The following is a 13,309-nucleotide window of genomic DNA, read 5'->3' as shown; positions in this document are numbered from 1 at the left end:
GTCCTTTTGGATTAACTTCCTATGATTTCGTATCCGTTGATAAGTATTTTTGTTTAAACTCGCTCAGCAAAAATTTGAGAGCAGTTTTCCTTTCTTCCGGATCACCTAGTTTACGTTTGCTCAAATTACGGATTTCTAATAGATTTTCCAATTCCTGATCATGATCCTGTGGAAGGATCTCTTCAAGAATGGTACGGATGGTTCCGGCAAGCCCTGCGAAACCTCCCTGAGTGGAAACCGCAACGCGGATCGGTCCCCTATCAAAATATGCAGAAGAATAAAAATCACAAAGAGAGGGATCATCTGCACAATTGATCCAAATCTTTTTTTGTTTGGCATATTCCACCAAGTCACGATTGGTTTGCCGATCATTTGTAGCGGAATATACAAGATCAAAACCGTCTAGATCGACAACCCGGACTTCTCTAGTTTCTATTTTTACATCTTTTATGGAAGAAAGCAAACGTAGAGTTTCCGATTTGAATTCTTTTGAGATTATTGTGAGCGCGCAGCCTGTATCTTTAAGATGTTGTAGTTTTTCGAGAGCGACATTCCCTCCGCCGACTACTAACACTTTTTTGTTTTCTAGCTTTATAAAAACTGGAAGAAGTTGGTTCATACTTCTTCTCCTTGGGAAGTAAATCCAGGAAAAGAAAGTTCGGGATTCTCTCCGATCAGATGAACTACTGGACCTATATAAATAATTCCAGGTCCGGAACTTTGTTTGGATAAACCTTCTTCTATAATTTTACCCAAACTAGTTACAGTAGTTTTCTGGTTTTTTAAACTCGCGTTTTCCACCAGGGCGACTGGAAGAAGAGAAGAAGCTCCGTTATCTATCAATTTTTTAGAAATTTGCACAATGGAAGAAGTTCCCATAAACAGCGCAATCGTGCCCTTGAACTCTGCAAACCATTTCCAATCAGTATCTTCTTGCAGAACAGTATGGCCATCCATTATCAAGACCTGTCTGGATAATCCTCTATGTGTTAAAGGAAAACCTGCACCGGATGATCCTGCACTCAAAGCGCTTACACCCGGAATAATCTCGTACGGAATTTTATGTTTTCTTAAAGCGAGTAATTCTTCTCCACCTCTGCCGAATACAAAAGGATCTCCTCCTTTCAAACGTACGACCATTTTACCTTGGAGAGAGTATCTAACGATCAAATCTTGGATTTCTTCTTGGGTTGCGGAATGTTGCCCCGCCCTTTTTCCCACGTAATGAACAAGAGAAGTAGAAGGAAAATATTCCAAAAAGGAAGAATCTAATAAAGCATCGTACAGTATTACTTCCGCTTTTTCTAATATTCTCAAGGCTTTTAAGGTCATAAGTTCCGGATTTCCGGGACCTGCACCCACCAAGTATACCTTTCCTACTTCTGTATTCATCAAATTAGATCAGTAGGCTCCTACGATCATCCCGGCGCCTACGGTATTATTAGTACCTTCGTCTACCAAAACAAAACTTCCAGTCCCGCGATTTTCAGAATAAGGATCGAACGCAATCGGTTTTGCAGTTCTAATCTTGATCCTTCCGATCTCGTTCAGAGCAAGTTGAGAAGATTCCAATTTTTCGTGAGTTTGAATATCTATCCTAAAGGAAATTTCCTTAACTGCGGATTTTACGGAACCAGTGGTTTGTCGAAGAAGATATTTATTACCAGGAACTAAAGACTTGGCATCCATCCAGCAGAGTTCCGCTTCTATATCCTGAGAGACGACCGGTTGATGTTTGTCTGTTACGATCATATCTCCACGACTAATATCGATTTCATCCTCGAGAAGAACAGTAACAGACATAGGAGCAAAAGCTTCTTCTACTTCGCTTTCGTAAGTATAAATGGATTTGATCTTAGAGCGTAATCCACTTGGAAGAACAGCTATATCATCTCCCTTTTTAAAAACACCACTTCTAACCTGACCAGCATATCCTCTGTAATCGTGATGATCTTCCGTTTGAGGACGGATCACATACTGAACAGGAAATCTAGGCTCGTGTTTGGTTTCATCCACTTCGATTTCTAGATCCTCTAAATAACCAAGAAGGGTTTTACCTTTCCACCAAGTCATATTCGGAGAATTATCTACAACATTGTCTCCGTTCAAAGCGGAAATCGGTATGAACTCCAATCCTTTAAATTCTAGATCGGAGGCAAAGTTCTTATAATCTTCTACGATTTCTTCAAAACGCTCTTTGGAAAAATCCACTAAGTCCATTTTGTTCACGCAGATGACTACATGAGGAATTTTTAATAAAGAAGCGATATAAGAATGTCTATAAGTCTGTTCGATGACTCCCTTACGAGCATCGATCAGAATAATTGCCAGCTCGGAATTGGAAGCACCTGTTACCATATTTCTTGTGTATTGGATATGCCCCGGAGCATCCGCAATGATAAACTTTCTTTTAGGAGTGGAGAAATACTTATAGGCCACGTCGATAGTGATCCCTTGTTCTCTTTCCGCCTTGAGTCCGTCTGTAAGAAGAGCTAAATTGATCTGACCGTTTACTTGGCCGGTTTTTTCGATCGCCTCTAGTTGATCTTGGAATACCGATTTGCTATCGTACAAAAGACGTCCGATCAATGTGGATTTCCCGTCGTCTACACTTCCTGCAGTAATAAAACGTAATAAATCCATCAGAAGTAACCGCCTCTTTTACGTTCTTCCATCGCAGCTTCCGAACGTTTATCGTCCAATCTGGATCCTCTTTCCGTAGTTCTGGAAGTTTGGATCTCACGAATAATATCATCTAAAGAATTCGCTTCCGATTCAACCGCTGCGGTGCAGGTCATATCACCTACGGTTCTAAAGCGTACAGTTTTTTCTTCCACCTTATCGGAGGAGTCCAGGGTCACGAATTCCGAAACAGGGAAAACTACATTCTCTCTCCAAACGATCTGTCGTTTATGAGAAAAATATAATGAAGGAAGTGGAATATTTTCAGCTTTGATATATTCCCAAACATCCAACTCAGTCCAGTTACTGATCGGAAAAACTCTTACGTTTTCTCCTACATGGATCTTTCCGTTATAAATATTCCAAAGTTCTGGCCTTTGCAGTTTAGGATCCCAGCTTCCGAACTCATCGCGTACCGAGAATACCCTTTCTTTTGCTCGGGCTTTTTCTTCGTCCCTTCTTGCTCCGCCTATACAAGCATCAAATTTAAATTCTTCGATTGTATCTAATAATGTTACCGTTTGGATCGCGTTCCTACTTGGGAATTTTCCTTTTTCTTCCACAGCCTTTCCTTGGTCTATGGAATCCTGAACGTATCTAACGATCAGTTTTTCTCCGATACGGTTCGCAAGATCATCACGAAATTGTAATGCTTCTTGAAAGTTATGACCAGTATCAATATGTACTAAGGGAAAAGGAAATTTTCCCGGACGAAATGCTTTCAGTGCAAGATGCACCAAAGTAATAGAATCCTTTCCTCCGGAAAATAAAAGCGCAGGTCTCTCGAATTGAGCGGCAACTTCCCTGAGTATATAAATGGATTCTGCCTCTAGTTGTTGGAGATGCGACAATCGAGTTCTAGTCGTCATACTTCTGATCCTTTTTTTCTTACTAGTTTTCCATCCACCCAATGCAACCCGCATTCTTTCGTGGATTCATTCTCCCACCACCAGCGGCCGGCTCTGAAATCTTCGCCAGGCATAATCGCTCTTGTACAAGGAGCGCATCCAATACTGGGATAACCCTTATCATGGAGAGGATTGTACGGAATATTTTTGTCTTGGACGTACTGTTGTACATTCTCCCAAGACCAATCCAGAATAGGATGGAATTTCAAAATATCCCTTCCTGTATCCAACTCCACTTTGGTTAAATTTTCTCTGGAACCGGATTGATCGTTACGAATTCCGGTGATCCAAATTTTAGCTCCCTTCAAAGCTCTGTTCAAGGGGATAACTTTTCGAATATTACAACATTCTTTTCTATTTTCTATAGAATCGTAGAAGGAATCAGGACCCTTCTCATTGATCAGATCTTCTACCGCTTGCGCATCTGGAAAGAATGTCTGGATACGTTTACCATACATTCCATTCGTGCGCTTATGAAGTTCGTAAGTTTCAGTGAACAATCTGCCTGTATCTAATGTAAAGATACGAATGTCCAAATTTTGGGAATAGATTGCATGAGTAATTACCTGGTCTTCCAAACCAAAGCTAGTGGAAAACACCGCTTGTCCCGGAAAATCCTGGGAGATTTTCGCCAAAGAATCTTCTAAGCTCAGACCTTTTAATTTAGCTTCCAGATCGGACGGACTCATCGAAATTGAACCTTTTTATATTGGACGTGCCTAAATTTACAATGACCAATATAATGTACCAAAGTTTTATATATTGGACTATTTGTAAAGTATAGTTGATGCTATATTACAAGGTTCCCACCGGAGCCCGTACAGAATAGAGAATTTTTATAGAACTCAGAAAATCTCCAACTTGCTTCGAAAATCTTGAATCTATGCCGAATTTACTGCCTATTCAGAATTTGACAAAATATGATTTTCAGTTATGTCGCAATCAATAATGAACAGATGTAGCAGATTCCATTAAAACTCAAAACATAGGATGAAATAATTTATAGATGATGGAAGCAAAACTAGATCGAAATCATCTTCACTTTGAGTTGTAAGATCCGCAAGAGATCCTGTTCCGAAAATGAATCTAAATATTTTTAAAACTTCTAATTATCTACTGCCATACTCTTTTAAAAAGTAAAACGATCCTTTTACCAAGAACGTCTAACTCCTCGCATCTGATTGAGATTGAATCTTAATATTTTTTTATTGGATTCGTTCTATTTAAAACTTAGAAGAATGAATCAGAATCGATCTTGATCTCAACTGAACATCGGTCTAATATTCATTTTTTATAACTTTCTTTTTAAGAATTGAGAAGGTATAATAGATTTGGTGTAATTGACGAATTACATATCCTTAGGAATTTTGGATAAAGATGGGAACTATAAATAAAAAAAATATACTAGAGATATTCTCCCGTTACTCCGTCTGGGTTCTACCCGCAGTAATACTTATTTCAGACATTATTGTCAGAGACGAGATATTGCCTACGTTCAAACCCTTGCAATGGGCATTTTATTTTCTCTCATTCATCTATTCAGTAATTTTGTATTCTGCGGCGATTATTCTTCTCAGAATTTTATACCAACAGAAATATAAAATAACGTACTATATTGTATTCTTACTTATATTATCTTTTTATACAGGAACATTATTAGGTTCCTACGGTTACTATTCGTATACCGGGATCATGCCTAATTTTTTCGTGTTCTCTTTTATATTCCATGAACCTTTGAACAGTTGGACAATCGTAGAAGGAGGATTTACCAAATCTTCTTTAGTTTTTGGACTTCTTACCTTCACCGTGTTAGGTGCTTCACTTTGGTTCACTGCGACCAAGGAACCATTAAAGTATAGATTCCAAATACCAGTGCGAATCGGAGTGGTAATCGTATTCTTAGCGATTAGTGGATTCCTCCACAATAATACCAGATTCAATGATCAAGTATATGTTTCAGATACAAATACGATCGCATTCGTTTGGAGAAACTTATACAATCACCTAACCGGAGATAGTTTAGGATCTGCAGGTTTGCAATCCAGGAACAAGCCAAGACTTCCTCAGATAGTTTCTAATCCAGGATTTAATGTTCTTTTCGTAGTAACTGAAAGTTTGCGGAAAGGAAGTTTAGGTGTATACGGTTACGAAAGAAACACAACTCCTTTCATGTCCAAATTCGCTCAGACAGCGGATCGCAGCCAATACTTCCTATTCAAAAAGGCGTATTCAAATTCCAGTTCTACTCTTTTATCTTTTCCAAGTATATTAACCGGGGTTTCTCCATCTCAACCTGTTCCGATGACGCATACGTATCCATTGTTCTGGGAGTATGGAAAATCTGCAGGACTTTCGACCTTCTATATCACTAGTCATAATTTACAATGGAACAACTTCGAAGGATTTTTCAAAAATTCAGAGATCGATTTCCTTTGGGATAAAGAAAAAAGCGGCTTAAAAGTATTCAATGATATTGGGATTGATGATAGGGAAACGGTAAAAGAATTCAAAAGACATCTTTCCGGATTTAAAACCTCAGGTAAAAAATTTGCCGGAGTTTTGCACTTTAACACGAATCACTTTCCATACATAGTTCCGGAAGAATCCAAGTTTTTCGCAGTCGATTCAGTACCTGACCAGTACGATAATTCCGTTCGCCACATGGATTCTCTTTTGGAAGATGTATACGCTTACCTGAAAAAAGAAGGCTTCTTAGAAAATACAGTGGTGATCTTTACTTCCGATCATGGAGAATCTCTTTTTGAGCATGATTATCTAGGACATATTGATAGTAACTACGTAGAGACCGTTGCGATTCCGATGTTGGTATACATACCAAATTCTCTGAAAGAATCCGTGAATCTACAAGCAATCAGAAGGAACACGGAAAGACCTGTAGCAAATACGGATCTTATCCCAACTTTCATAGATATTCTAAATCTGGAAAACAATACTGCGATTAAAAAATATACCGCGAATCTGGAAGGAAAATCCTTGCTCAGAGATATTTACGGTGATCGTAGGATCATTATCACAAATAATAACGAGATCTCTTTGTATAAAGTTGGGATCAGTTATATCAAGGGAAATTATCATTATATAATGAACATGAATTCTAATCCTTCCAAGGAACGTCTATTCGATCTTTCTAAAGATCCGAAAGAGTTAAAAGACCTATGGGTGGATGCAAGCGAAGAGAATAAGATTCATTTTAGAGAAGCGGTAAAAGACTGCGGAGTTTGTGTGGAATTATTCACTTCCCAAGGTTTACCGTACCAAACCTCGGAAGCAGATTTAGAAACTGCGGAGCTAAAAAGAAATTCCTCTAAGCCTGCAGCGTTCTGATCAAACCTTAGATCTTTCGGAAGAAGGTTTAAATTCTTTCCAGAACTTATCTAATTCCTCTTTGTTTTCCGGTTTGGTATGCCAACGTCTATGTAACCAGAAATAATCACCTGGATGTTTATAGACTTCTTCTTCCAAACGTTTTACCCATTTATGAGTGAATTCTCTCTCCCATAATTCTGGATCCTTTCTAGGATCCAGATCCGGTCTTTTGAATTCTTCTACATAAAAATATAATTTTCCGGTCTTATCGTACCAGCTACTGCAGAATAAAATCGGTACATCAGTCATTCTGGAGAATGTTGCAGGCCCTAAGAATGTGGAAGCCAGGTTCCCTAAAAAAGGAAAGAAGGATCCGGTATTGCCTGCATCCTGATCCGAGATAAAAGCGACTAACTTTCCTTGTTTCAATAAAGTTAATGCCTTTCTTGGACTTTCATCCGTGTAGACCAGTTTGATCCTTTGAGAAGCTCTGTTCTTTTCAATCCAAGCGTTTGACCAAGGATTGGATTGCCTTTTCGCGAATACATATAGATCGTTTTTAGGAGCCGTATAACAGATAGAAACTCCCATTGTTTCCCAATTTCCCAAATGACCTAAAACCAAAATTCCACCTTTTTCGAAAAGGCGAGTATGAGTTTCTTTATCCGGCAAGAAGGTTACCCATTTATCTATAAACTTTCTGTTCATTCTAGGTTCTTCACAGAACTCATTTGCCATATGGGAAAGATTTCTGAGATTATGAAAAATATAATCTTGTATTTCCGATTCCGACTTTTGAGGAAATGCAGTCCGAATATGTCTTTCGATCCTTTTTCTTGTAGCACCTGTCGTTTTGGCCAGGAATCTAACGATATAAAATAGGATCTTTCCCCTAAGGACATAAGGGAAAATGGAAAGAGTACCTACTAATATTCTCGCGAATAAATACTGCAGGAATTTTTTGACTTTTTGTCTTTCGCTTCTGGGCTTAGGATTCGCCATAAACTATAATCCCGTGTATAAAACAGATCCGAAGATCTCCCGTCTTATTCCAAATTTTAAAATCTTCTCCGAATATAAAAATAAAAAAACGAATCGATTGAATACTTAAAAAGGAAAAGAAACCATGGTCGGGTCTAATTTCTCAGGACTTTTTCCGAAAGAATGAAAAGGACGATATATGCCCTTCCGATTTATAACAAATAGAGTCACAAGACCCGGTAGATTCTCCGGAATCCTAGCTTTAGTTCTGTTCTCATCTATGTTCGTTCTCTCGAGCGGAAACGGATTCGCCGCTCCTAAAACCGATGGTTTTAAATTTCCCCAAGATCATTTTTTCCATAAAGGATATAGAGTGGAATGGTGTTATTTTATAGGGATCTTAGATACGGAAGAAGGTAAAGAATTAGGATATGAGTTAAGCTTCTTCCGAGCCTACCTTGGGCCTAAAGTTGCATTATACCCAGTCCATTTTGCGATCTCGGATCTGGAAGATGAAAAACATAAGTTCTCTCAAACAATAGAAAGAGAATTGGGTGGTGTAGCCGGCCAAGACAAAAGTAACTTATGGAGCGGGGATTATCGTATGGAAGTCACTGGTCCCGCGGATTTTAGGATCTCTGCTTTCCCGAGAACAGATTCTGGTTTCGGTTTGGAATTAGAACTTAGCACCAAGGCAAAGAATATTCTCACTCACGGCAAAAACGGAAAATCGCTCAAGAGCAGAAAGAACCCTAAATTTTTCTCTTATTATTACAGCATTCCTCGTTTAGAAACTAAGGGCTCTCTATATCTGGAAGGAAAAGAATATCATGTTAAATCCGGTACAAGCTGGATGGACCATGAATGGAGTAGCCCAGAAGGTACCGAAGCCGTGTTCGATCTTTCCTCCAAGGATATTTCCTGGGATTGGATTTGTATCCAAATGGAAGACGGTTCCGATATTATGGCCTTCAATTTTAAGAATAGATCGGGAGATATTGAAACCTTCGGAACCTTCCGCTCTCCCGACGGAAAAGTAAGTTCTTTAGAAAATGAGAACGATCTGAAATTTATCCCGGAAGATAAGACCTGGAAAAGTGACCAAACAGGGAATTCTTACAAATTACGATGGAAATTAATTTCTGAACGATTTAATTTGAATATCTCGCCCAAATTTGAAGAGCAGGAGTTCGACGCAAGATCTAGCACTGGACTAATTTATTGGGAAGGCGCTGTCAAAGTCGGTGGAGATATCGAAGGAAAATCAGTAAAAGGAAAAGGTTATCTGGAGCTAAAACCTTTCCGTTAATTGCTCATTTATGCCGGAGAAAAAACCTTTATCCCTGACAAACAGTATGGAAAATTGTTCGATGCCCAAAGTGGGTTGCGATTAATAACGGACTTTAATCCGAATGAAAAATTATTTTTTAAAAAGGATCCTTCTGATCGTTCCCACAATACTAGGAATTACTTTCCTGGTATTTATTCTATCCCATTTGGCCCCAGGTGGTCCCTTAGAGAGAGAGATCGCAAAATTAAGAGGGTATGGAAACGAAGACGGGGCCAGATCCTCCCTGATCAATAACGAAGAAATAGATATCCTAAAACAAAAACTTCGTTTGGACAAACCGCTTCCGGTAGCTTACTTGTACTGGCTATGGGATGTGGCAAGTTTAGATCTGGGAGAATCTAGATTACATTCTCGTCCCGTAAACGAACTGATTTTCGAAAAAATCCCCGTTTCTCTCACATTCGGTCTTTCCGGATTTTTGATTTCTTATTTGATCTGCATTCCATTAGGAATTCGTAAAGCGATCCAAAGCGGAGAAGCATTCGATAGCGGTACAAGTATAATCATTTTGATTGCATATTCCATCCCCGTATTTGCTCTTTCCATGTTATTATTATATCTGCTTTCTTCGGGAGAAGTATTTTCCATATTTCCTCTAGGCCACGAATATTCGGACAATTACGATGATCTAGATTTTTTCGAAAAGATCATAGATAGAGCAGAGCATATGTTCTTACCGGTGCTTTGTTATGTTTCCGGTTCTTTTGCGATGCTTACTCTTTTGATGAAAAACTCCCTCTTGGATCAAATCTCTAAAGAATATGTGAGAACCGCGATTTCCAAAGGTTTATCTTTTAAAGATGCAATTTACAAACATGCGTTTAGAAACAGTTTGATCCCGATCGCGACAGGATTCGGTTCCAATCTAAGTTTGGTTTTAGCAGGATCTTTGATTATCGAGTTGGTATTCAGTATAGATGGAATTGGACTGCTCAGTTTCCAAGCTGTGACGGAAAGGGATACCAATCTGATGATGGGACTTTTACTCATCCAAAGTTTTCTGTCCCTAATCGGAAACATTCTCTCCGACCTTTGTTACATTATCATCGACCCTAGGATCAACTTCGAAGCATGAACTCTCTAACTAAAAGAAGATTCGAAAAGTTCAGATCCAATACAAAGGCCTGGATCTCTCTTTGGATTTTAGGAACCTCTTATATCATTTCTTTATTTGCTCCTATACTTGCAAACAACCAACCTTGGATCGTTTCATATGATGATTCTTGGAAATTTCCCATCTTCTTTCGTTACACTGATAAGGATTTTGGCGGGTCGGAATATTCTCCTATAAATTATAAAAAATTAAAATTTAGGGAAGATTTCGAAGAAGACGATGATAACTGGATCTTATTTCCTCCGGTCCCTTACGGATACAACGAAGATAATTTAGAAACTATCGAAGACGATGAAAATCCACCTTCTTCTCCTAGTCTAAAACATTGGCTCGGAACGGATGACAGGGGTAGAGACGTGTTCACTCGGATCTTTTATGCCTATAGAAATTCCATGAGTTTCGGACTTATTCTAGTATTTATAGAATTTATTTTCGGAACAATCATAGGAGGGATCCAAGGATATTACGGAAGAAGAACTGATATCATTTTGCAAAGGATCATAGAAATTTTATCTGCCATCCCGTTCTTATATTTGATCCTTATTATGGGTTCTTTTTTCGGAAGAGGATTTATCGTATTAGGTATCACTTATTCCGCATTGAGTTGGATCGGGATCAGCATGTATATGAGAGGAGAATTTTACAGATCCAAGTCTCTCACATACGTGGACGCTGCAAAAGCGTTAGGTGCTAGCTCTTGGAGTATCATGAAAAATCATATTCTCCCGAATGCGATCACTCCACTTGTGACCTTCTTACCTTTTGCACTCATTAGTTCGATCTCCATCCTAAGCGCTCTAGACTTTTTAGGTTATGGAATTCCCGCACCGAATCCTTCTTGGGGCGAGATGATTAGCCAAGGAAGAGACAATCTCAGAGCTTGGTGGTTGATCGCTTTTCCATCTTTATCTTTGGCTGCAACGATTCTACTTTCTTCTTTTATAGGAGAAGGTATACGTGATTCTTTTGATTCTAAGGAGAAGGTAACGTACGAATGAATTCGGAAGCTATTCTCCAAGTATCCAACTTGAATTTAGAACTTTCCAAAGAAGGAAAGTTCGTACCATTATTAGAAGAGATTAACTTCGAGATCCGTAAGGGAGAAGTTCTTGCTCTCGTAGGAGAATCCGGTTGTGGAAAATCTGTATGCTCCGCCGCAATCACAAAATTACTTCCTCGCGAATCTTTCAGATACTCGAATGGAAAAGTTTTATTCCAAGGAACGGACCTTCTTCAAACAGACTTCGAAACTTTAAGAAGGATCCGAGGAAAAAAAATCTCATACGTCTTTCAGGAACCCTTCTCCGCTTTAAATCCTTTGAGTAAAATAAAAGATCAAATGACGGAAGGATTTTTAGAACATGGACTCGGGACCCGTAAAGAAGCGGAAGATAAAGCCGAATATCTTCTAGGAGCAGTCGGAATTACAGACATAAAATTAAGGATGAATTGTTATCCTCATCAGTTAAGTGGCGGGATCTTACAAAGGGTCGGGATCGGGATGGCATTGATGTGCGATCCGGAATTATTGATCGCAGATGAACCTACTTCCGCTTTGGACGTTACAGTCCAGGCTCAATTGGTGGAACTCCTACTGAAACTGAAAGAACAGATGAACTTATCCGTATTATTCATCTCTCACGATTTCGGTTTGGTCAGTCATATCGCTGACCGGATCTGCGTATTATATGCGGGAAGGATCGCCGAGTTGGGAACAGTGGACCAGGTTTTGGACGAACCGAATCATCCTTATACAAAAGATCTTTTGGATTCTTTACCTTCTCATTTTTCCGAGACAGGGATTTTTAAACCGATAGAAGGCAGATTACCTTCTCCGGGAAATTATCCTAAAGGTTGTCATTACTCGGATAGATGCGATTTTGTATTTTCTCACTGTAAAACAACAAAGCCTATATTAAAAAATACAAATGAATCCGGACACCTTTCCGCATGTTTCTTAAATGAGAAGAAGGAGCTCGCGGGATGAAACTTTTAGAAATTAAAGATCTGAACGTAAGCTACGGAAAAGAAAGTTTTTTCGGCACAAGAAAATCCGTAATCAAAGCGGTAGAAGATGTAAACCTAGAAATGGAAGAAGGAGAAACATTCAGCTTAGTTGGAGAATCCGGCTGCGGGAAATCCACTTTAGGCAGAGCAATACTCAAACTTCTCAAATCAGATTCCGGTTCCATATTTTTCAAGGGAAATGAGATCTTAGATCTAAAAGAAAAAGAATTTTTGCCTCTCAGAAAGCAGATCCAGATCGTATTCCAAGATCCTTATTCTTCTTTAAATCCGAGAAGGAATATTAAGGATATTTTGACCGAGGGACTTTTTATCCACGAAAATTATACAGATGAACAGGCGGAGAAAGAAGCCGCAGAAATCCTTGAAAAAGTAGGATTAGCTCCGGATATCCTAAGCAGATATCCTCATGAATTTTCCGGAGGACAAAGACAAAGAATAGCGATTGCAAGGGCTTTGATCTTAAAACCTGAATTTATACTTTTTGATGAAGCTGTCTCCGCTTTGGACGTATCCAACCAGGCTCAAGTACTTCTTCTATTACAAAAACTGAAAGCGGATTTCGGACTTTCCTATTTATTTATCTCTCATGACTTGGGAATCGTAAAATCCATCTCAGACAAAATTGCAGTCATGTATTTGGGAAAAATCGTAGAGATAGGCACCAAAACCCAAATCGCAGAAAAACCTTCTCATCCTTATACAAAGGCCCTATTCGGAGCTATATTCGAAGTAGAAAATCGTAAAGTTCGAAAAACTCCGCTACAAGGGGAAGTGCCTAGTATTTTAAGAAAACCTAATGGTTGCCATTTCCATACTCGTTGTCCAATCGCAAAAGAAATCTGTTCGGAAAAAACACCGGAATGGAAGGATCTAGGCGAAGGTCATAAGTCCTATTGTCATTTTCCGGACGGAAAATAA

Annotated in this window: 12 protein-coding genes; 6 read left to right on the top strand and 6 right to left on the bottom strand. The window is 39.0% G+C overall.

What is annotated here, in order from left to right:
- Positions 1-19: 19 nt before the first annotated feature.
- The 5 genes from CH365_RS02640 to CH365_RS02620 are packed head-to-tail and all read right to left on the bottom strand — an operon-like array spanning position 20 to position 4,279.
- Complete coding sequence (locus tag CH365_RS02640; RefSeq protein ID WP_100767066.1) at positions 20-619, bottom strand: precorrin-2 dehydrogenase/sirohydrochlorin ferrochelatase family protein; 600 nt, start codon at positions 617-619, stop codon at positions 20-22.
- Positions 616-1,392, bottom strand: coding sequence for a uroporphyrinogen-III C-methyltransferase (cobA, locus tag CH365_RS02635; RefSeq protein WP_100767065.1), 777 nt, complete (start codon positions 1,390-1,392; stop codon positions 616-618). Before cobA ends, CH365_RS02640 begins: the two co-directional genes overlap by 4 nt.
- A gap of 9 nt (positions 1,393-1,401) precedes the next feature.
- Complete coding sequence (locus tag CH365_RS02630) at positions 1,402-2,643, bottom strand: sulfate adenylyltransferase subunit 1 (RefSeq protein WP_100767064.1); 1,242 nt, start codon at positions 2,641-2,643, stop codon at positions 1,402-1,404.
- Complete coding sequence (gene cysD, locus CH365_RS02625) at positions 2,643-3,551, bottom strand: sulfate adenylyltransferase subunit CysD (protein WP_100767063.1); 909 nt, start codon at positions 3,549-3,551, stop codon at positions 2,643-2,645. The genes CH365_RS02630 and cysD overlap by 1 nt, the downstream gene beginning before the upstream one ends.
- Positions 3,548-4,279 carry a phosphoadenylyl-sulfate reductase gene (locus CH365_RS02620; RefSeq protein WP_100767062.1) on the bottom strand — a complete coding sequence of 244 codons (732 nt, stop codon included), beginning with the start codon at positions 4,277-4,279 and terminating at the stop codon, positions 3,548-3,550. The genes cysD and CH365_RS02620 overlap by 4 nt, the downstream gene beginning before the upstream one ends.
- A gap of 688 nt (positions 4,280-4,967) precedes the next feature.
- Between CH365_RS02620 and CH365_RS02615 the strand changes: the two genes are divergently transcribed.
- Positions 4,968-6,935, top strand: coding sequence for a phosphoethanolamine transferase (locus CH365_RS02615; RefSeq protein ID WP_100767061.1), 1,968 nt, complete (start codon positions 4,968-4,970; stop codon positions 6,933-6,935).
- Here the strand turns inward: CH365_RS02615 and CH365_RS02610 are convergent, their stop codons facing one another.
- A complete protein-coding gene (locus tag CH365_RS02610) occupies positions 6,936-7,919 on the bottom strand; it encodes a lysophospholipid acyltransferase family protein (protein ID WP_100767060.1) in 984 nt (327 codons plus the stop codon).
- A 178-nt stretch (positions 7,920-8,097) separates the two neighbouring features.
- Here CH365_RS02610 and CH365_RS02605 point away from each other — a divergent pair, with 178 nt between their 5' ends.
- The 5 genes from CH365_RS02605 (at position 8,098) to CH365_RS02585 (ending at position 13,309) form a co-directional block, all read left to right on the top strand.
- Complete coding sequence (locus tag CH365_RS02605; protein WP_100767059.1) at positions 8,098-9,207, top strand: lipocalin-like domain-containing protein; 1,110 nt, start codon at positions 8,098-8,100, stop codon at positions 9,205-9,207.
- 103 nt (positions 9,208-9,310) lie between these two features.
- The gene (locus CH365_RS02600) at positions 9,311-10,324 is read left to right on the top strand and encodes an ABC transporter permease subunit (RefSeq protein WP_100767058.1); all 1,014 of its coding nucleotides are present in this window, start codon (positions 9,311-9,313) and stop codon (positions 10,322-10,324) included.
- Entirely contained in the window at positions 10,321-11,361 is a 1,041-nt protein-coding gene (locus CH365_RS02595) for an ABC transporter permease subunit (protein ID WP_100767057.1), read from the top strand. Before CH365_RS02600 ends, CH365_RS02595 begins: the two co-directional genes overlap by 4 nt.
- The gene (locus CH365_RS02590; protein WP_100767056.1) at positions 11,358-12,350 is read left to right on the top strand and encodes an ABC transporter ATP-binding protein; all 993 of its coding nucleotides are present in this window, start codon (positions 11,358-11,360) and stop codon (positions 12,348-12,350) included. Before CH365_RS02595 ends, CH365_RS02590 begins: the two co-directional genes overlap by 4 nt.
- Positions 12,347-13,309, top strand: coding sequence for an ABC transporter ATP-binding protein (locus CH365_RS02585; protein WP_100767055.1), 963 nt, complete (start codon positions 12,347-12,349; stop codon positions 13,307-13,309). Before CH365_RS02590 ends, CH365_RS02585 begins: the two co-directional genes overlap by 4 nt.

The sequence above is a fragment of the Leptospira neocaledonica genome, assembly GCF_002812205.1.
Classification (GTDB): Bacteria; Spirochaetota; Leptospiria; order Leptospirales; family Leptospiraceae; genus Leptospira_B; species Leptospira_B neocaledonica.
The sequence above is the reverse complement of the archived record's forward strand: the minus strand, read 5'-3'. Positions and strand labels throughout refer to the sequence as shown.